This window comes from Pseudomonas sp. IPO3778 (assembly GCF_013386825.1).
Classification (GTDB): Bacteria; Pseudomonadota; Gammaproteobacteria; order Pseudomonadales; family Pseudomonadaceae; genus Aquipseudomonas.
Genome location: NZ_JACARC010000041.1, coordinates 129,463 through 149,496, shown reverse-complemented (window position 1 = coordinate 149,496; position 20,034 = coordinate 129,463). Strand labels below are relative to the sequence as shown.

Annotated in this window: 15 protein-coding genes; 5 read left to right on the top strand and 10 right to left on the bottom strand. The window is 57.7% G+C overall.

Annotation, left to right across the window (positions count from 1 at the left end):
* Positions 1 to 996 (top strand): AraC family transcriptional regulator, encoded by a 996-nt coding sequence (locus HX855_RS22100; RefSeq protein ID WP_177086026.1) that lies wholly within the window; start codon positions 1 to 3, stop codon positions 994 to 996.
* Positions 997 to 1,072: 76 nt separating this feature from the next.
* Here HX855_RS22100 and HX855_RS22095 read toward each other — a convergent pair whose 3' ends face one another.
* The gene (locus HX855_RS22095; RefSeq protein WP_256353002.1) at positions 1,073 to 1,960 is read right to left on the bottom strand and encodes a transporter; all 888 of its coding nucleotides are present in this window, start codon (positions 1,958 to 1,960) and stop codon (positions 1,073 to 1,075) included.
* Positions 1,961 to 2,290: 330 nt separating this feature from the next.
* Positions 2,291 to 3,235: an AraC family transcriptional regulator gene (locus HX855_RS22090; protein ID WP_177086024.1), complete on the bottom strand. Its 945-nt coding sequence runs from the start codon at positions 3,233 to 3,235 to the stop codon at positions 2,291 to 2,293.
* A 198-nt stretch (positions 3,236 to 3,433) separates the two neighbouring features.
* Here HX855_RS22090 and HX855_RS22085 point away from each other — a divergent pair, with 198 nt between their 5' ends.
* Positions 3,434 to 4,876 carry an aldehyde dehydrogenase family protein gene (locus HX855_RS22085; protein WP_177086022.1) on the top strand — a complete coding sequence of 481 codons (1,443 nt, stop codon included), beginning with the start codon at positions 3,434 to 3,436 and terminating at the stop codon, positions 4,874 to 4,876.
* A gap of 40 nt (positions 4,877 to 4,916) precedes the next feature.
* Here the strand turns inward: HX855_RS22085 and HX855_RS22080 are convergent, their stop codons facing one another.
* Complete coding sequence (locus HX855_RS22080) at positions 4,917 to 8,600, bottom strand: hypothetical protein (RefSeq protein WP_177086020.1); 3,684 nt, start codon at positions 8,598 to 8,600, stop codon at positions 4,917 to 4,919.
* 185 nt (positions 8,601 to 8,785) lie between these two features.
* The gene (locus tag HX855_RS22075) at positions 8,786 to 9,598 is read right to left on the bottom strand and encodes an alpha/beta fold hydrolase (RefSeq protein ID WP_177086018.1); all 813 of its coding nucleotides are present in this window, start codon (positions 9,596 to 9,598) and stop codon (positions 8,786 to 8,788) included.
* 370 nt (positions 9,599 to 9,968) lie between these two features.
* Between HX855_RS22075 and HX855_RS22070 the strand changes: the two genes are divergently transcribed.
* Both HX855_RS22070 and HX855_RS22065 read left to right on the top strand, forming a co-directional pair.
* A complete protein-coding gene (locus tag HX855_RS22070; RefSeq protein ID WP_177086016.1) occupies positions 9,969 to 11,624 on the top strand; it encodes a carboxylesterase/lipase family protein in 1,656 nt (551 codons plus the stop codon).
* Between the two features lie 118 nt (positions 11,625 to 11,742).
* A complete protein-coding gene (locus HX855_RS22065; protein WP_177086014.1) occupies positions 11,743 to 12,525 on the top strand; it encodes a helix-turn-helix transcriptional regulator in 783 nt (260 codons plus the stop codon).
* Positions 12,526 to 12,533: 8 nt separating this feature from the next.
* On the opposite strand, the gene HX855_RS22060 is transcribed toward HX855_RS22065, so the two are convergent.
* The 5 genes from HX855_RS22060 to HX855_RS22040 form a co-directional block, all read right to left on the bottom strand.
* Entirely contained in the window at positions 12,534 to 13,295 is a 762-nt protein-coding gene (locus tag HX855_RS22060; protein ID WP_177086012.1) for an SDR family NAD(P)-dependent oxidoreductase, read from the bottom strand.
* A gap of 173 nt (positions 13,296 to 13,468) precedes the next feature.
* Positions 13,469 to 14,728 carry an OprD family porin gene (locus tag HX855_RS22055; protein WP_177086010.1) on the bottom strand — a complete coding sequence of 420 codons (1,260 nt, stop codon included), beginning with the start codon at positions 14,726 to 14,728 and terminating at the stop codon, positions 13,469 to 13,471.
* 168 nt (positions 14,729 to 14,896) lie between these two features.
* The gene (gene fahA / locus HX855_RS22050; protein WP_177086008.1) at positions 14,897 to 16,210 is read right to left on the bottom strand and encodes a fumarylacetoacetase; all 1,314 of its coding nucleotides are present in this window, start codon (positions 16,208 to 16,210) and stop codon (positions 14,897 to 14,899) included.
* A 31-nt stretch (positions 16,211 to 16,241) separates the two neighbouring features.
* Positions 16,242 to 17,048, bottom strand: coding sequence for a cyclase family protein (locus tag HX855_RS22045; protein WP_177086006.1), 807 nt, complete (start codon positions 17,046 to 17,048; stop codon positions 16,242 to 16,244).
* 35 nt (positions 17,049 to 17,083) lie between these two features.
* Positions 17,084 to 18,340, bottom strand: coding sequence for an MFS transporter (locus HX855_RS22040; protein ID WP_177086004.1), 1,257 nt, complete (start codon positions 18,338 to 18,340; stop codon positions 17,084 to 17,086).
* Positions 18,341 to 18,510: 170 nt separating this feature from the next.
* Here HX855_RS22040 and HX855_RS22035 point away from each other — a divergent pair, with 170 nt between their 5' ends.
* Entirely contained in the window at positions 18,511 to 19,158 is a 648-nt protein-coding gene (locus HX855_RS22035; protein ID WP_177086001.1) for a TetR/AcrR family transcriptional regulator, read from the top strand.
* A 355-nt stretch (positions 19,159 to 19,513) separates the two neighbouring features.
* Here HX855_RS22035 and HX855_RS22030 read toward each other — a convergent pair whose 3' ends face one another.
* Positions 19,514 to 19,960 carry a hypothetical protein gene (locus tag HX855_RS22030; protein ID WP_177085999.1) on the bottom strand — a complete coding sequence of 149 codons (447 nt, stop codon included), beginning with the start codon at positions 19,958 to 19,960 and terminating at the stop codon, positions 19,514 to 19,516.
* Positions 19,961 to 20,034: the final 74 nt, after the last annotated feature.

Genomic DNA, 20,034 nt, shown 5'->3' with positions numbered 1-20,034 from the left:
ATGAGCGAAACCAGCCTGGGCAATGCGGGCCTGGACTTGTCGTTGATGTTTCGTAAGCCGGTGTTTGTCAGCCGCTCGGCCCAGGAAACCCAGAGCCGCCTGGCGCTGGCGCTGGCCGATCATGAGTTGAATTGGCAACCCGGTTCAGTGGACACCGAGTTTTACCATGGCCCCGTCGGGCGCATGGAACTGTACGCGTTGCGCTACGGTGCCGAAGTGGAGATCCGGCCTCAGCCGTTCGATGACTTCGTGCTGGTGCAGATGCCGTTGCGCGGCAGTGCAACCTTTCACGCGGGCGGTAAGCAGCATCGGGTCGGAGCCGGTGAAGTGGTGATTCTGGCCCCCGAAGAAAACACCAGCATGGTCTGGCATCAGGGCTGCGAGCAGTTGATTCTGCGCCTGCCCAATGCCCTGGTCAGTCAGACCATCACCCAACTGGCAGACGAGGGTAACCTGACCGGTGACTTCCGGCTGCCGGCGGTCAGTACCCTGCAACGCCCGATTGCCAATCGCTGGTTCGGTCTGGTCGCCGAGCTGCTGCAGTTTCTGCCCGGCGGCACAGGCAGCGTCATGCAGTCACGCTGGCTGAAACACCTGGAAGAGTGCCTGCCGTTGTTTTTGCTCAGCCATCTGACCCCCAGCGATACGCGGGTGGAACGCAGCCCGCCCCCCAGGATGTGCGCGCGCCAGCTGCAGAAAATTGACGTATTCATGCGCGAGCATGTGAGTCAAAGCATCACGCTCACGGCGTTGGCGGCAGCGGGCGGAGTAAGCGTACGCAGCCTCAATACCCTGTGCCGGCGCGAGTACGGGCAAAGCCCCATGGAACGCCTGCGCGCGTTGCGTCTCGACGCGGCACGTGAATGTTTGCTGTTGAACACTCACCTGAGCATCACCCAAGTGGCACTGGACCACGGGTTCAGTCACATGGGGCGCTTCGCCAGCTACTACCAGCAACGTTTTGGCGAGTTGCCCAAAGCCACCACGTTGGCGTGAAGCCTGCGTTCTTTTGTACGCTGCAATGCAAAAGGCTGAACCGGTGGGTTCAGCCTTTTTTGGCACTGAAGCGGCGTTACAACTTATGGATCCAGCGCATCACAAAACGGTCGCCCTCGGGCCGGTTACGCACGTCGGATTCAAAATACATATTGGCGACCACGATGTCCTCACGAGAGAAGGCATACATCGCCCCTGGCCCGATCGCGAAGACTTTCTCCCGGCGCCCTGAGACTTCATGGCCGTCGATCTTGGTATCGGTGAACTGGTTCAGCCAATAGCCGTTGACGCCGGCGGAGAACGCCGGGGTAAACGCATACAAGCCGTTGAAGTTCAGGTGCACGGCTTGACCTGCCTGAACATCATCGGCATTCGCACCGTAGGTTTCAGGCGAGGGGTCATTGTTTTTGCCGTTCCACAAGTAGTGCAGGCGCCAGGAAATAGTCGTATTGGGTGTTGCCCAGTACGTCGCCGCCCAATAGGGGTTGAACGACCAGAAATTGGAGCCGGGGTTGATGGCGGTATGTTTGTCGTAATCGCCCACAGGTGCGATCACATCCGCTTCGATCCGCTGCGCGAAGACTGGGCCGTGCTCACCCATGATCGGTTTGAACTGCAAGTACACACCGACATTGAGGTCTGCCACGCCTTCCTTGCCGTCGAGCACCGCATTGTTCAGGCCGTCATTGACGTCGGCTTTGGTGACCACTGGCAAGATCGCCGAGAAGCCCCAGTCGCCATTCAGAGGACCGCCTTCGCCCTGATAGACCAGTTGGGTCAGCACGCTATCGATATTGGTCGTGGACTTGGGCAAGCCAATCGCGTGCCCTTTGTTATCAACGATCTTGCTGCCGTTGTAGTTCTGATAGAACAGTGACGTCGTCCAGCCTTTGCCACCGGGAATTTCGGCACCGTCGTAAAAGCTTGTGGCGCCGAGATTGACCACCGGGAGGTCGGTGGCCAACACGCCAGTGCTGATTGAACAGCCTACGAGTAACACTGAAATCAGCTGACTGCAGTGGCGAACACAATCATCCCCAACATCCGAAAAATGTTTCACGCTGCTTGCTCCAAACGGTTTTTAGTTGTGCACAGGTCTACGAACGAAAACCTGGCTGGTTCGTGAGGTCAGTGGAAAGTAGTGAGTGCGGTCGGCTCGTTATTAAGGTCGAGTCTGTGGCCGACTGAGGGGATGGTGCGCTGTTGAGTCAACGTTCTCTAGCCGCGTTATACCGTTTTACTATCCTGTTTTTTTGCGCAGAAACAGGACGGAAATGGGAGGCCGTTCAGTCCTTCAACTGACGTTTTCACTGCGTCGTTGCTCGCCCGGGGTCATGCCAAAGCGGCGCCTGAAGGTTCGGTTGAAATACGACAGATCGGAAAAGCCGACACGGTACGCCACCTGCGCCACCTGCAATTGAGGCGCCCTGGCCATGAGCTGGCGGGCGGTGAGCAGGCGCAACTCCAGCAGGGTTTTGGTGAAGGTGGTGTGGTGCTCCTGGAACAGGCACTGGAGCGTGCGCGGTGCCATATGCAAATGGGCCGCAAGGTCCAGGGGGGAGAGTGCCGCATCGCCCTGGTGTTCGATCAAAAAGCGACGTGCCCGCTGGTAGAGCGCCTCGCGCACACTGCTGCGGGTGTTCTCGTCAGGGGCGTGATGGCTGTCGACCGCCAGGGCCAGCAGGTCCATGAGGCAATGGGTGGCCTGGGGGACCTGCCAGGCCTGCAGCGCGTCGATGCTCTGTGCCAGGTGATGGGCATAACCGACAAACAGCTGGGTGGGCGCGCCGACCGGCAGCGGCCTGGCCACTGCGTCACTCAGGCGCTGGGTGCGCGAAGCCAGAAGGGCCAGTGGCAGACGCAGGCAGGTGATGCCCAGCCCTGCGGCGAAACTGAAGTCGAACGGCGAGCACCCCAGGTTGAGGCTGACATCCCCGGGGCCGATCGACTGCTCGCGCCCGTGCTGGCGCAATTGGCAGGTGCCTTGATGATGCAGGTTGATGAACGCCCATTCGTGGGTGCTGTCGCCGCCGCCTGCCACGCTGTACGACGGGGCTTGCAGTCGATTCACACAAAGCTCGCCCGCCTCCAGTGATTGCAGGCGCGCATTGAACACAGGGTGATGTTCCCGTCGCTCGGTGCGCACGTCGAGGAACGCCGAAGAGATCGCCTCGTTCCACACCACCAACGCCTTGTCCACCGGCAACCCGTCGGTATTCCAGACCTTCCACTGCCCCATGGCTCACCTCCGGGTTCTGTGCGCTCTTGACCTGTCAGAGCGGCGCACCAGTCCAAGACCGAGGCGCCGGGCGTTGCCAATAATGGCCCCGCTACCGCGCCCCGGCTGGCTCATCTTAGGGTTGAGCAGGGGTGGCGACTATCCAGTTAATCGGCAAATTTGCGCGACCGGTACCGACCGGAACACAGGAGTATCACCATGAAGACCTATTACCCCTACATCAATGGTCGTGCGTGGGAGTCTGCCGGGCAGCCCGTGCAGGACGTGATCAACCCGTATACCCAAGCGATCATCGCCCGGGTGCACCTGGCGACGGCGGCCGACATAGAAGTGGCGCTGGCCAGTGCCGAACACGCGCAGAAGGCCTGGGGCAAGACGTTGGCCAGCGAGCGCGAATCGATCCTGTGCAAGGCCGCCGATATCATCGAACGGCGGCGCATGGAGATCGCCAAGGTGCTGATCGAGGAGGGCGGCAACGTGTTCGGCAAGGCGATGTTCGAGTGCGACTACATGATCAGCACGTTCCGCATCGCCGCCGGGCAAGCCCGTGATGTAAGGGGCGAGACGATGCCTGCCGACATGCCCGGGCGTATTTCCATGTCGATCCGCCAGCCACTGGGAGTCGTCGCCGGCATCGGGCCGTTCAATGCCCCCTTGCTGCTCAACGGAAAAAAACTCGCCCCGGCGCTGGCGGCCGGTAACAGCTTCATCCTCAAACCTTCACCCTATACGCCGCTGGCCGCCTTGTTGTTTGCCGAAACTCTTGAGGAGGCCGGGCTGCCACCGGGCGTGCTCAGCGTGATCCCGACGACGAACGAGGCGATAGGTGACACGCTGTTTGCCGATACCCGGGTAAAACTGGTGACGTTCACCGGTTCCGCAGCGGTCGGGCGAGTGCTTTCCGAGTTGGCAGGCCGTTACTCAAAACGGCTCGTCCTGGAGTTGGGCGGCAAAAGCCCGGTGGTGATACTGGCCGATGCCGATCTGGACTATGCGGTGCGCTCGGCCGCCTTCGGGATTTACTTCAACCAGGGCCAGGTGTGCATGGCCAACTCGCGAATCATCGTCGAAGCGCCGTTGTATGAGCGCTTTTGCGCCGCGTTCGCCGAGAAGGTCCGCAGCATCCCGTACGGTGACCCGGCACTGCCGACGACGGCCGTCGGGCCGTTGATCAACCCGCAACAGGCCGATTTCATCAGGGGGCATATCGACGATGCACTGGCCAAAGGTGCGACCTTGCTGGCCGGCGGAGAACGCCATGGCACGGTGTTCGAGCCTTCGGTGCTGGTTGGCGTCAAGCCCGGCATGACGGTCTACCAGGAGGAGAGTTTCGGCCCATTGGCGTCGATCTACGAAGCCCGCGATTATGAGCATGCGCTGGAACTGGCCAACGACAGTCGTTATGGCTTGTCTTCCGGCATCATCACCAACGATCTGCAAAAGTCGTTTGATTTTGCCCTCCGGGTGCAAGCAGGGTCTGTGCACATCAACGACAACGCCTTCGACGACGACCCCAACGCGCCTTTCGGCGGCGTGAAGGACAGCGGGCACGGCAAGGAAAACGGCCGCTATTCAGTCCAGGACATGACCGAACTGAAGTGGGTAACCGTGCAACTCGGTGAGCGTCAATTGCCGTTTTGAGGCATAAAAAAACCCAGGCCAACGCCTGGGTTTGCTTTGACTAGCTGCCCCCTAACCTGGGCAAACCGTCTTCCTCGGGTTCGAAATAGCCATAGCCACTGATGTAGGTATGCTCTTTGCCTTCATCATCAAGAAAGGTGTAAGCATGGCCACTGGCGAACGCAAAATCTTTTGACCTTTCGTTTAACCCGTCGCCTATGTAGTCGTTATGGGTACTGTCTTCGCCCTTGAATTCCTTCTCGCGAAAATCAAAGATGCTCTGCCCGACAGGTGCGTCGCGCTGGCGATTATTGGCGAGGTAGGTTTGCAGCCAAACATAGTTGTTCGCCCCATTGGGTTGCAGCAGGCCATCTTTCTCGAACTGCTTGAGCTGGTCCCATTTCTGCCCGGAAATCTTGTGCAGCTTCTTGGATTTGATGGTGCCGAGGATGGCCCCGACAAAACCAAGCACTGCGCTGGCCACAAAGCCTACCGGACCCAGGGCGCCGATCACCCGGCCGGCCGCACCGCCGATCAGGCCCCACGCACCGTTGACGCTGGCGATACCTGCCACCACGCCGCTGGCACCGCCGAACACCCCCAGAAAGCCTGACGCCGTCTGCAGCGAGTCATGGTTCTTCAGCCCGTCACGAATACCGAAAGCGCCGAGCACGACCCCGGTGACGGCCCCCGCCAGGTCGGCAGAAGAGCCAATGAACCGCGAGACCGAGCCTGCGATCCGGCTGGCGTTGCCAGCACCGGCGATGCGGTACTTGGTGTTGTACTCACCGTTCAGGTAACCGGACTTGAATGCCTCGGCGTCGTAGTTGGCGTAGGTGGCGGCTTTGTCCAGGCCGGTACCGCGCACAGCACCGCCACCGTTGGCATCGGTAATCCAGGACCCACCGCTATTGCCCCCGCCCGACTGGACGCGGAAACCGCCCTTGCCGTCGGGAATCCGCATGTCCGGCTTGTCGGGCAGGAAGTCCTGATGGGCCAAGTGTTCGGCCAGGTCGGATTTGATGTCGATGGGCGGCACCGGGCCGCCGGGGGGTTGGCGCCACATGTCGGGAATGGCTTTGCTCAAGCCCAGGTTGTCGTAAATCTTGGTCTTGAGGATCAGGTCGGCGGTTTTTGAGCCCAGGGTGAGGAACCCGTTGGAGAAACTGGAGAAGGTCATGAAGTCGGCGGCGATGCCCAGGCGTCCCTCCGGGGTATCGGCCATGTGCCCGGCATTGCCATGCAACTGGTAGATCCCGCGCGCCAGCCCGAACAACCCGGACATGGAGCCCAGCGTGCCGGTGTCTTTCATGGTGGTGAACATCTTGGTGAGGCTGTCTTTCTCGGTAGAGGAGAGTGACTTGAAGACGTTTTTCTCGGCAGAGAGCGCGTCCTGGATGTCCGCCTGGGTGATGCTGCCGCTGCGCATGTACTTATCGCCCAGCTCCGCGTAGATCTTGCTGAAGGCCGCGGCGTCGGCCTTGTTGTTCATGAATTTCTGGACCGTGGTTTCCCAGGTGTTGATCAGTTGCGTCGGGATGTCGGTCATGCCGCGTGCGGCCCGCAGCCAGTATTTGGTGGTGTCGATGGCTGCCAATGCGCTGTTGTCTTCGGTGATTTTGCTCGGGTCCCCGATGATCGCGTCGAGGTCCATGATCATGGTGTCGCGGCTGAGGTCGCCCTTGAACTGTTCAGCAATGGCCGGATCGATCTGCGCCAGTCCCAGGTAGGTTTGCTGGATTTCCTGCTGGGCCAGTTCGGTCTTGCCGCTGTCTTGCAGGGACTTGATGTAGTTGCGAAAGCCTTCGGAGTTGGCGCTGCTTTTGAGCGTGTCCTCGACTTCCGTGATTTTGCCTTCGCCACCGTCCACTTTGGTCCTGGCGTCCTTGTCGAAGCGGTCCATGTCGGCGGCGATGGTCTTGTCGCCACTGAGTTCGGCCAGGGTTTGGTCGATGGCTTGGGTGTCGAAGATTTCATCGCGCACATCGCGGCTGGTGACATCGATGGGGTCGCTGGCATCGGATTTGTAGCCACGGCCATGTTCCGGGATCACCGTCATGCCGTTATCCGCCATGCTTCTGGCTTCCAGGGCCCGCAGGAACTTGGCGCGTGGATCGTCGGCGCCGATGCTGCCGTTCTCGACCCCCGCGCGGTATTCCTTGACCAGGTTCTGCAAGGTCAGGTCCTGAATGCTCAGCGCGTTGCCGTCTTCATCCTTTTCCGTGGTGGGCAAGTCATTGACGTTCAATTCGCTGGAGGGCGGCAGGCCGTACTGCTTGCGCAGCTCATCGACGTCGTTGATCTGTTCAGTGATGTCATCACGGTGCCCGGCAATTTGCGCGAACATATCCGGCGTGCTGGCTTGACTGACCACGATTTTTTCCAGCTCACCGCCCGGCTTCTGGTAGGTGAACGCGATCAGGCCGGGGCCATACTCGCCGACGCCGCCCACGCTGGAAATGTCCTCGGTGGAGGGTAGGTAATCCGCCTCGGTGGCCAGGCGATAGCCATCGCCTTGGGCGCGGTTGATGCCGTCCAGGGTCTTCGCGGATTCGGCATAGGCCTGGAATGACTGCGGTGCAAGGGCTTCGATAACGGTGATGGTCTTGCCGTTTTTCAGGGTGACCACCTGCACGTCGCCTTCGCTGTAGGCATGGATGTTGTCGATATCGGCCACGGAGGAGGGCGCCTCGGTATCGTGAGCCAGGTAGTCTTTGTTCTTGATCGCGTTGACCAGGGCATCGTGGGCCACGCTGCCCTCGGTCTGCTTCAGCGCACTGAGCAGCTCATACAGGCGTGTGCCGCGCATTTCCAGGCTTGGGGATTTGTCATTGGCACCGGCCAGGCCGATCCGAATGCCGGGTGGCAGGCTGACTTCCGCTTCATTGGCGTCGCCGGGTGGCAGCAGGTATTTCTGCCCGTCGTACTGGAACTGGATCACACCGGTGTTTTCATCGATGGACTCGACGCTCAGCTTGCTGATGTCGTAGTCGGCAGGCAGTGAAGACACCAGCCCGTAACCCTCGGCCTTGCCTTTATCGAGGAGCTTTTGCACATCCCCCTGATACCCCAGTTGTGCGGAGAGCTCAGGGTTGAGTGCCTCGGACACGGCGTAGCGTTTGCCGTCGTTGGTTTCCACCAGGATTACGCCATTGTCCTTGTGCACGATGCTTTTATAGTCACTGCTGCTTGCCGGCAGTGTCTGGGCGCTGCCCACCAGTTGATAGCCTTCCTGCTTGAACGCCAGGGCATCCTTGGCATGCATCAAGCGGTTGAAGGTGTCCGGGGTCAGGGTGTTGTTGATGACCCACTGGTTGGCGCCGAATGTGTAGGTGATCACGCCTTTGTCGGCGTGGCGGGTGTCGATCTCGGTGATGTGGTCGGCGTAGCTGAGGGTGTCGCCGTTATCCAGCGAGACGTTGTAGCCACTCAGCTGGGCCTGCTGGGTGAGTTGGTCCTTGAGGACTTGCTCGTACAACTTGGGCGCGGTGGCTTGGTTGACGACGACATTGTCACCGTCATGGGTGGTGTAGCGAATCGTTCCCTTGCCATGTTTGCCGGGCGCCTCAATGGTCTGGTACTCCAGGAAGGCCGGCGCGGACTCATCCGCTTTCGCCTCGCGCGGTGGTGTGGAGTCTGGCTTTTTCGCGGCTAAGACCCTGGAGTGCTCCAGCGCTTTCTCGAAACGCGAACCTGCCTTGGTAGTGTCGGAAGAAAGGGGGATATCACTTTGGATCTTCGCCATTGTTTGCGCCTCAAAAGTGCAATTGTTCGGCACGTCATTGCGTGTCTGCTGAGGCAAGCCTAAGGCAATGGGTCATTGATGACGTTGTTGTGAACGGGCGTTTCACAACAATTCGCACCGTCTGCCAGGGTTCACAGTCGTCTTGATCATGTGCGCAAGAGGCCCATCCATGGGCGACCGTCGTATCAGGTATGGCTGGCAAGCCACGGCAAAACGCTTTGCGCGACGTCCTTGCCGCCTTGCCCCAGTAGCACGTTATGCCCCAGGGCGGTCTCCAGGCGGTGTTCGGCACCAAAGAGTTCGGCCAGGCGCTGGCCGGTGCTGGCGGGCGTGAGGGCATCCAGCGCTCCGGAGATAATCAACGTGGGCATGCGGATACGCTCGACCGTCACAGGCAACGTCCAGCGCGTCGCCTCAAAGCAACGCAGGGGCGACTCGGGTACCAGCATGGGATAGAAATGCGCGCACTGCGCATCGTCCAGCCCCTGGAAAAACAACGCCTTGGCCATCTCCAGCGGCAAGGGCCCCCACGGCATCGAATAATCGATCGGCAACTCGATGATCGGCGCGTTGACTTGGCTTGGAACCACGGGCGTCAGCAGCAACAACGCCTTGACCGGAAAGTCCTGGGCATACAACTGGCAGGCCAGGCCGCCCATCGAATGGCCGATCAGTATCGGTGGTTGCTCGAATTGGGCAGCAACGGCCGCAATGTCCTTCACCACATCGGCAATCGATGCGGTGAGAAACCATTCAGGATCCACAGCGGCCGAGCCGTTTCTCCCACGCCAATTGAGGGCATGCACGTCAAACCCGCCTTGCTGCAGCACCGGCGCAAAATCGTCCCAGCACCATGACGCCTGGCCACCACCGTGTACGCAAATCAGCGGCACCGACGGCCCAGGACCGCTTCGCGGATACCGCTCTACACGAATGCCCTCTATCAGGTACTCATCTTTACCTGCCAGCGCCGAGTGTGGGGTAGGGGATAGGCTCATAGGTGAAACGCTCCAATCGAGGACGAATTGAGGGCAAGGCCAGGGCGCTGTGGATCGCCCTGGAATGCAGGCGTTCTCGACTGTATCCAGTACTGCGCGACAGCACTATCCAGATAGTGTGGAGATAGTGGCCTGGAAATAATTGGGCGCCTCACTGATGGCCGCGTGGCTTCGACTCGGCATCAATGGCAGATAGTACTTATTGTGCCCATCAGGGGATATTCCTACTCTTATGGCAACACTTTGTCAGGTGCTCCCGGCGCCACTGACCTACCTTCCGATACTTGCGACGCTATCACGTTGAATTGATGTCGATTGGGCAACTAATGCTCTGGCTTCCCGTGGCCAAATAACCTGTTTGGAGAGTTCCATGTTAATCATACAAACTGCTGATGGCCCTCTGATGGGATCCACTATCGACGGCGTTACGGTATTCAGAGGCGTGCCGTATGCTGCCGCGCCCATCGGCGATCTTCGTTTTAAAGCGCCGCGCCCGGTAGTTCCATGGACCGATATACGCAATGCAAAAGCTGCCAGCCCTGCGTCATTGCAGACCAATCGGAACAATCTGCAACGGGTGCAGGAACATATCGCGCAGATGGACCCAGGTGTTACGGGATTGATGGCCTGGCCTCCTTATGTGGGGGCAACATACGAACAGCCGTTGGCCAGCGAAGACTGCTTGTATCTTGATATATGGGTCCCCGAGAAGAGGCCCGAGGCGGGCAGCCCGGTCTATGTCTACTATCACGGTGGCGCCAACGTCGTGAGTTCAGGCTCCTTCGTCCTTGAGCGGGGTGAGAACCTGGCGCGGGAAACCGGGATGATTGTTGTGCGACCCAATAATCGGTTGGGAGCGTTGGGTTGGGTTCATTTCGGTCTGCTGGATGATCGTTTTAATGAGGCGATCAATCTCGGGGTGCAGGACCAATTGGCCGCGCTTCGTTGGGTCCACCATAACATCCAGGCGTTCGGGGGTGACGCCGACAACATCACCATCGGTGGCGAGTCAGCGGGCGCGACGGCGGTCTCTCATCTGCTGTGCATGAGCGAGTCGGCCGGCCTGTATCGACGTGCCATTCTTCAGTCACTGACACCTTTCAACCCTTGGTGCACACAGCAGTTGCCCGACGCCAAGTGGGTGGCGCAAAAGTATATTGAGCTGTTGGGCCTCACCGATATCGGTGAGCTCGCGCATATTGATCCCGAGCGTTTGTTGGCGGTACAAAACATCATGGGGCGCTATTTTGCAGCGGACATGGCCATTGCGTGGCGCCCTTTGGGGGCCGTGGCAGGTGGCCCCCTTGTCGAGGTTACTCCCGCCATCCGGTTATCGACCGAAGTCCTTTCGGCTCCGCCAGCTGAGGTGATGATTGGTTTTGCCAAGGATGAATGGCAGTTCTTTCGTGGCCACTCAAAGACCGTTCGGGAGGGAAGCAGGGAAGATGTCTTGACTGTCCTGGAGCAGATATTTGCCGACAAGGCCGGTGAAGTATTGGAGTGCTACGAGCGTCTGCATCCCGGCCACCCTGAGGGGCATTGTCTTTCCGACATCATGTCGTTCGTGTATTTCAAGTACCCCTCTCTTGCCATTGCCGATAATTTATCGAAACAGGGCGTCCGGACATACGTCTACCAGTTCTCGTTTGACTTGCCAGGTGTAGACGGCGAACTTCGCGCTGTTCATACCGGAAACATACCCTTCCTATTTCGTAATATGACTGCCTTGGATCTGGCCTGTTTTCCCTCTTTTGAAGGTATTGATCGCGATGCCATGGAGCAGTCTTCAGCACACATGGGCCGGCACTATTCCAGCTTCATTGCCAGCGGTGCTGCCGAGGGTGATTGGCGTGAGTATCAGGCCGAGGCGCCCGATATCCTCTGGTTTGGCGAGGACGTCAGGACGGTGAGTCATCTACTCAGTGGAGAAAAGCTGGCTGTTGAACAGGGGGGTGTTTCGGGTGTGCTTGCCCTTGAACGGTTGTTGGTCGCGAACCTTCGGCAATCCCGGCAGACTGAACGCTAGGTTCAATTTTTTTGACGCCCGCGGGGCGTCTCCTTAAGTGAGCAACCTGGCGTCAGGCTGGAAAGTGGCCGCCCCGTGCATAATACTGATGGAAAGCCAAGGCGAGTGGGAAGCAGGCATGCCATCAGAACTGACCGAATTGATCGGCCTTCCACCGGAACCCATTTCTTTTCGAATCGCTGACATCCCGGCGGGCACCCACTTTCCATCACGAAAGTTTCCATGGGGAAAGTTGCTTTACTCCATCAGTGGCGTCGTTCAATTGACAATCGAGGGCAAGCTTTTTCTTTCACCCCCGGCCTACGCCATCTGGATACCGCCTGATATCGAACACTACTCCAGCGTCAACCAGGACATTTGCTACGCTGCGCTCTACGTGGAATCAAGCCGATGCTCCGAATTGCCGGACCAAGCTTGTACACTTCTACTCAGCAGTATTTTCAAGGCAATCACGGCGGACCTTGAGATTCGCTGCGTTAACCTGCCTCTTAGTTCCATGGACAAGCGTTTGGCCGACGTATTGATCGACCAATTGCAGTTGGCACCACGGTTCGACAGTTATTTGCCGCTGTCGAACACCCCGGAGATTGCATCCATTATCACGGCCCTCCAGTTGGCGCCCGGTGATCGCAGGGCCCTGGGCCAATGGGCGGAGATCGTCGGGACCACCGAACGAACGCTATCGCGATGGTGGAAAGCCGAGACCGGTATTTCCTTTCATGAATGGCGTCAACGCCTCAAGCTGACAACAGCACTGTCATTATTGGACCGGGGCGTTTCAGTTGAAGAAATAGCTCGGCGCTTGAGTTACAACAATGCTTCTGCCTTTATTGCCATGTTCCACCAATTCATGGGCAGTAGCCCGGACCGCATGCGGCGAGCCCCGCGGGATGGAGCTTGAAGCCTAACCTAGGTCAGATTTAATCCGCCGTCTGACAGAAGTATCTCACCGGTTAAGTAGTCCGAATCAACCAACATCGCAACAGCGCTGGCAATGTCGTCCGGGCTGGCGGCCCTGCGCATGGGCGCGCGATCTCGCCACAACGCCTGGGCACCTGTCCACTCTGCGGTCAGAGGCGTGTCGACCAAGCCTGGCGCCACGGCATTGACGCGAATGTCTGGCCCAAGTGACACCGCGAGCAAGCGGGTCATGTGATTGAGCGCAGCTTTGCTCACCGCGTAGGGAATGGATGCGCCCTTAGGCCTCACACCCGCATGCGAACTGATGTTTACGACGCTACCTGCTCGACGGTAACGGGCGGCTTCGCGCAATGCCGGTTCGGCCAATGCGACCAGGTGGAATGGCGCCACTACATTTATCTCGTTCAGTTCGTGCCACACCGCCGAAGTGGCAGAGGCCAGGTCGCTGTGGGGAATGACTCTGCTGATGCCGGCGTTATTGACCAATACGTCCAGCTGACCCCACGCCGCGATCGCCTCGTTAACCAGCCTGACCCTGTCCGCTTCACACGCAAGATCAGCTTGCACGTAGATAGCCTGCTTCATTTCGGCCGCCATGGCGCGCCCCGTATCCGCAGAGTTTCGCGAATGGAGGACCACCGCATAGCCTGACCGGCTCAATCGACGTGCGATGGCTGCACCGATACCGGAGGTGGATCCTGTCACCAACGCTACGCGTAATCCGTTATCGACTGGCGAATTGGGTTTCATAGGGAAATCTCGAATGGGGTGCCGTTGGGGCTCACAGTTGCGCAGCCGGTTTTGAAAACGCAGCCTGGCTATCCCAGTGTGCACCCGCTTCACCCGTTATTGATATTTTTTCGAGGCCACGGAAGGGACAACAAGGCTGTGAGAACGTCGCCGGACGGTTGCAATCCGAGGCGTTAAAAAAGATTCATCGCGTAGTTAAAAATCAGGCGATTTTCATCAATGTCCGTGCGCCAATTAGAACGGACGGTCGAGTTCCTCCAGCGCACATTGAGGTTTTTAAACTTGCCGCTTTGGATCGTGTAAGAAAGTTCTAGATTGCGTTCCCATGTAGTCCCGGACACTCCGTTTGACAGGGTGGAAACATCAGCGTTGCCTCCATGGGTATACCTGGCCATGGACTGCAGGCCCGGAATGCCAAGGCCGGCGAAATCATAGTCGTAGCGTAGCTGCCATGATTTTTCGTCGGCCGCGTCAAAAGTGCTCACGTTCGCTTCATTTGCCAGCGGGCTGAGGTTGGCGTACACCCGGGCAAAGCCTTGTCGACCGAACATCGTCTGGTAGCCGACCGAGAGCGTGTGTGCACCATGCTGCGCAGACACGCGCCCGTAGAGAGCCTTGTTGTCTATCTCGCCGGCGAGATCGCGCCCGGTTTCCTGGGTATCGAAATAGCCAAGGTTGCCACCCAACGTCCAGCTTCCAAGCGGCTGACTGTGTCGAAAACTGAAAAAGCGTTGGCTGTATATGTCCTGCAGCTCTGCATACCAAAGGCCAACCGCGGTGCGGTTGTTATTGAAGCTGTAATCGCCCCCTGCATAAGTAAAATGATCGGCGTTGACGGGGCGAAGAGTGAAGGCAATCATCGGTTGAAGACGCTCGTCTCCGGCCTCGTTGCGCAAACTGGTGGTGTTGAGTCGCCCGGCTTGTACGGTCAGCCCCTCGATCTCGTTTGTCACAATGCTCGCGCCTTGGTAGGTCGCAGGTAACAGCCGGTTATCACTTAAAAGAAGAACGGGAAGATTAGGCTGCAATTCACCTATCTTCAGTTCTGTTTTCGATACACGCATTTTCAGCGCCGCGCCAGCCCGACTGTATTCATCCGCAGCTTGACCATCATGTACGGGCAGCAACCCGGAGTTTGTCCGGCCGCGACCACTGTCGAGCTTAATGCCCCATTGACCAATAGCATCGACACCAAAGCCAACCGTGCCAGGTGTATACCCGGATTTTAAATTGAGCACGAAGCCTTGTGCCCATTCTTCGGATTTTGACTGAGCGACATTCGGGCCCGAGAAGTCGCGATTGAAGTAAAAGTTACGGGCGCTCAGCGTTCCAGTCGTGTCTTCAATAAAGCCGTTTTCGCCTGCCCGGGCGCAAAAGGGTATTGCCAGCGCTACACACATCACGTGGCAGTGGTTGTACTTGCGATGATTCATAGTGAGGCTCCGTTCTTATTGTTTTTTTTAGGCATGACTCTGCTAAAGCATCACTTACAAAAGCGGTGCGTTAGGGGTAGGGGGGCAATCAAGATTTACCAGTAATCACTGGAAAACCACGGCGGTCATGGCGTTCGCTTGCCAGCGATCGCCATGACCGCTGAGCAACTAGTTGAGCGGCTGGAATGGCACCACAGTGCCGTCATTCAGGCCGAACCCGATGCGAGCGAAACCCTGGCGTTCGCACCAACCTCGGAACACCACGGTATCCCCATCTTCAAGAAAGCCTCGCAGTTCACCGTCGCCTATATCCACTGGCTCTGCTCCCGATACGGTCAGTTCGATGAGTGCCCCTGCCTCTCCCGCAGTGGGGCCGGAGATGGTGCCGCTGCCCAGTAGGTCACCACTTCGCAGGTTGCACCCCCCCATGGTGTGGTGGGCAACCATCTGGCCCAATGTCCAATACTGATGACGGAAACTGGTATGGGTCAGTGTGCGCGGCGCTCCACCTTCGGCACGTTGACGAGCACTCTGAATCGACACGTCCAGTTGTATGTCAAACGCCCCGAACCGAGTGTTTTCCGGCGCACTGAGATAGCCAAGCGGTTGCGGGCGTTCCGGCGAGCGAGTCCACGCCGTTCGATAAGGAATAAGTGCTTCGAGTGTGACAATCCACGGCGATAGAGTGGTGGCGAAATTTTTGGCGAGGAACGGTCCTAGCGGCTGCATTTCCCACGTTTGAATATCACGCGCTGACCAGTCGTTTAACAAACATAGACCGAAGATATGTTGCTGAGCTGACGCGATGGGAATGCTGGTTCCGCTCGGATTCCCTGTGCCGATCACTGCACCGATTTCCAGCTCATAGTCCAATCGCCGGCAGGGGCCATAAACCGGTTCGGCATTCGGATCTGGCCGCGACTGCCCCATAGGTCGGAAGACCTTTTGCCCACTGACGCCTATTGACGACACCCGCCCGTGATAGCCGATAGGCAGCCAGTCGAAATTGGGGAATACCTCTATCCCGAACTGCCGACAGCAATTCTCTGCGTGATCACGGGATGTGTAAAAGTCGGTGTAGTCTCCTATTTGTACGGGTACTGCATGCTCCGCGTCGGCCTGAGCAACTAGCGTTTCGCGCACTGATTGTTCATGAGGGCTACCTGTTTCCAACAACCCAAACAGGCTATGGCGCAATGCTTTCCAAGCATCAGGGCCAAGTTCCAGCAATTTGTTTAGCGTGGGAGCGGACGCTGCCAACACCGCATCTGCAGCAAGACCTTTTACACAATCGCTTTGGTGCAGGGCGGCGAGATCCACGATCTGATCACCGATACCGATCCCCCCGCCCCAAGCGTCGGCAGAGCCTTTTCGGCGAAAAACACAGAGCGGCAGATTCTGTAGTGGAAAGTCACTCCTTGAGTCGTTTGCTTGCTCAAGCCAACTACGGCGCGTGATGTCGTGAGTGTGGTTCAGTTGCATAGCAATCCCCTTAAGACGCGTTAGAGAGCGTTCATCCCGCAGCATTGAGGGCGTCGTCGAAAATGGCGACGGCACGTGTCCACCCGGCCGAGGCGTTTCGGATCTTGCAAGGGAAGCAGGCGATAAAAAAACCAGAGGGGGGCAATATTTCGAGGTTGTGCAGTTTCTCCAGGTGGCAGTAGCCAATGTTGCGGCCCGCTTTATGCCCCTCCCAAATCAGGGATGCGTCTTTGGTCTGCGCGTATTTTTTTGCGGTGTGCACAAAAGGGGCGTCCCAGCTCCAGCCATCGGTGCCAGTCAGGCGTACACCGCGCTCGAGCAGGTACATGGTGGCGTCAAGGCCCATGCCGCAGCCGGACGATACGTAGCCTGGCTTTCCGTAACGCACTCCAGCACCGGTGTTGACCACAACAATCTCGAAGGGTTTTAGCGCGTGCCCGATGCGCGCAAGTTCCGCCTCGACATCTTCAGCGGTGACAACGTAACCGTCATGAAAACGTGTGAAGTCGAGCTTCACAGCCGGTTGGAAGCACCACTCCAGTGGCACTTCGTCAATGGTCATGGCGGGCTCACCTTCGCCCACCGACTCATTCATGGTGCTGTGGAAATGGAAGGGAGCATCCAGATGAGTGCCGTTATGGGTATTAAGCTGGATATGTTCTATTGCCCAGCCTTCGCTGTCCGGCAGATCAGAAATCTGGAGCCCGGGAAAGAAGCCAGTGACTTGCTTCGCGGTCGCCTTGTGATCCAAATACTGGATTTTTGGCTCATACCCGGGCGGGTCGGAGATGACATCGTTTTCCAGGAAGATGGAAAGATCTACAAATCGACGGGCCATTTCTAAACTCCTTGATAATTGATTGATGAGGATCGTCAGATGGATTCGCCAGCAGGCGAAACATCTCTAGGACTCTGGTAAGCCGGGTGAGGGGCTACGTCCTGTGGCAATAGGAAAATGACTGCCGCTGCCAGCAGGAATAACGCGCCGCAAAAACCGATGCTGATTGAAAAACCGACGGAAAGCGCAACAGAACCTAATAACAACGGGGCAAACGCAGAGATGCCGCGGCCAACGTTGAAGCAAAACCCTGCGCCAGAGGCTCGAAGGTGTGTGGGGTAAAGCTCCGCAAAATAGGAGCCGAACACGCCTGCAAAAGCGATGAAAAATGCGAAGGCAGGTCCCAGTAGCAAGAGCGCGGTTTTGTCGGTCGCAAACGTGTAGATCGGCAGCATCAAACCGCAGCCGATCAGGCAGATGATGATCGTGCGCCGTTTGCCAATTCGGTCTGCCAGCCAGCCAAAAAGGTTGTAGCCAATGAAGGTTCCCACGTTCATTACCGCGATGAAGCCCGCCATGGTGGAAGGTTCGAGGCCATGCTCCTGAACGAGAAAGGTGGGCAGCCAAGTCATCGCGCCCCAGTAAGCAGTCAGTGCGAGTGCCGAAGCAGTGGTGCCAAGTAGGGTTTTACGCAGCAAATCTGCGGCAAATAGCGCCTTGATGGTCACAGCGTTACGAGGCGCCAAAAGATCACGACTGGCTTTTCGTTCGGCTAGCCACACCGCCGACTCCGGGACGCGCAACCAGACATAGATAATCGGGATAACAACCAGAACGCCGCTAATGACAAATAAGACACGCCATCCATAGGTTTTCAGGAAACAGGCGGCCAAGACTGCGGCAAGACCCGATCCTATGGAAAAAGAACTCAGAACAAAGGCCGTGGCGCGAGCTCGTTGATGGGGCGGCCACGCTTCGTTGACCTGTGCTGCAACGGTTCCCCATACGCCGCCAAGACCGAGCCCGGCGAGGAAGCGCAACACTAATATCTGCTTCCAGTCGGTCGCACCGGCAATGGCTATGGTGAGGACACCAAAGGTTGCCAGCGAAAGTAGCAGGGCTTTTCGACGACCCAAGGTATCGGCCAGGCCACCCATTACCAAACTGCTGACGCCGATACCCAGCAGTGTCGCGGTCACCATGAGCCCTGCCTGGGTGGTGCTGATCTGCATGGTTTCCTTGATTGCAGGCAAGCAGATGATGAGCACCAAAACGTCGAGCGCATCAAACATGTAACTGAGAAAGCATCCCGTGAGTACACGCCATTTCATAACGTTGAGGTTGATGTTCATAAAGCCTCCTGTTTGCCGCTTGACGCTGACTGAGCGGCCATATTGTTATTATTGGCGGAGACTATACACACGTACAGTTAGTGTCGTCCAGACGGCAAATGACAAGTGGCGCCCCTGGCAAGAGGAGGGCACAATTACGGGACATTCAGCGAAAAAACACAGGCAGTTACATGACGGAGGCATCGGCAAAGGAAAGGAATACCGAGGTGAGCAAGCGTGAGCAGGTGCTGGATGCCGCGGAGCGGTTGTTCTCTGAAGGGGGGTACAACGGTGTCTCGATGAGAGACATTGCGAATGCGGCTGAGGTGGGGTTGCCCCTGGTGGTCTACCACTTCAAAACGAAGCTCAACCTTTATCGTGAATTGTTTGAACGCCGTAAAGCTGTGCTGGATGAGCGTTTGAGTTTGCTTCATGAACCGCTCGCTGCCGGAGAAGATCCGTTGGATCACATCGTGCGAGCGTTTGTCTTGCCAGCGATGAAACACCAGAACAGCGAAGCAGGAATCGCATACGCCAAGCTAGTGGCTCGCGAGGCTTCCGATCCCCGAGAAGTCGACCGAGGGATAGTCGCTGAGTACTTCGACCCCATTGCTGTGGAGTTCATTCGTGCTATCCGTGAGGCGCTGCCCGGCATCAGTTCCAAAACCGCTCATTGGTCTTATCTGTTTGCCGTCGGTGCTCTGGTCATGAGCGTGTTGGACAACCGCATAGAACGCATTTGCGGCAGTACACTGAACGCGATGGATCTCGATACCAAAACCGAGCATTTGGTCGCATTCATAAAGGCGGGAATCCTTGCCGGGATAGATCGAACCTGACCTTGGGCCAGGGGAGGGGCGTTAGCCGGAATATTGGACCGCCCCGGTTTGGATGTGGCGACACGTGAGTTAATCATCATCGCCAGTTGCATGACGCTGGGGTCTGCGTTGCCCCAAGTCCGCTCGCCAATGCCGCAGCAGTAAAACTGCCACAGTCAACGACGCGAACGAACGTCGCCATTGCATTCAACGTGTCCACTATTACGAACCAGGGATTTTGAATAGGTAACGTTATTGCATCTGTATCAGAGTACGAGCGCAGGAGGAACAATAACCCAACCCGTTAACTACCTGGTTGGGTTATTGATACATTCAGAACAGCAGCGACTCATCCTGAACACTGTGTATCACCCTGTTATTTCGAGGTGCAGGTCTCAATACCGTTACCGCCGCCCATATAGTCAGGTTCGTAGTAAGTCTTTTCGATCTTGAACTTACCCTTGGAGGGGCGGCTGACTTTCGCCAGAGCCACGCCAAAGTCATTTTTTGATGGGTCGACGTTAACAAAGTTCATCGCCAGGTGGTCGCGGTCAGCGACGACAGAACCGTTGTAGATAAGCGCCCCATCGGCTTCGACCTTGGCTTTATAGCCACCGAATTTGCCCGAGCTGTACTTGCTGTCCAGTGTCAGTGTCATCTGGCTTTTTCCTTCGCCATCGTGCACATCAGTGCCCACACATTCATACACACCACTGATATCAACGCCAGAAAACGGCTTGAAGGTGGTTTTTGCGTCAGCCGCATGGCTGGCGCCGGCGATCAGGCAGAGGGACGCAGCTACAACAGAAGCGAGTGTCTTCATAACAGTGCTCTCAGTAGGGGGGCGGGTAATGTGACGGAACTGGATTGCCTGCATCACCATTCATCATGTGCACC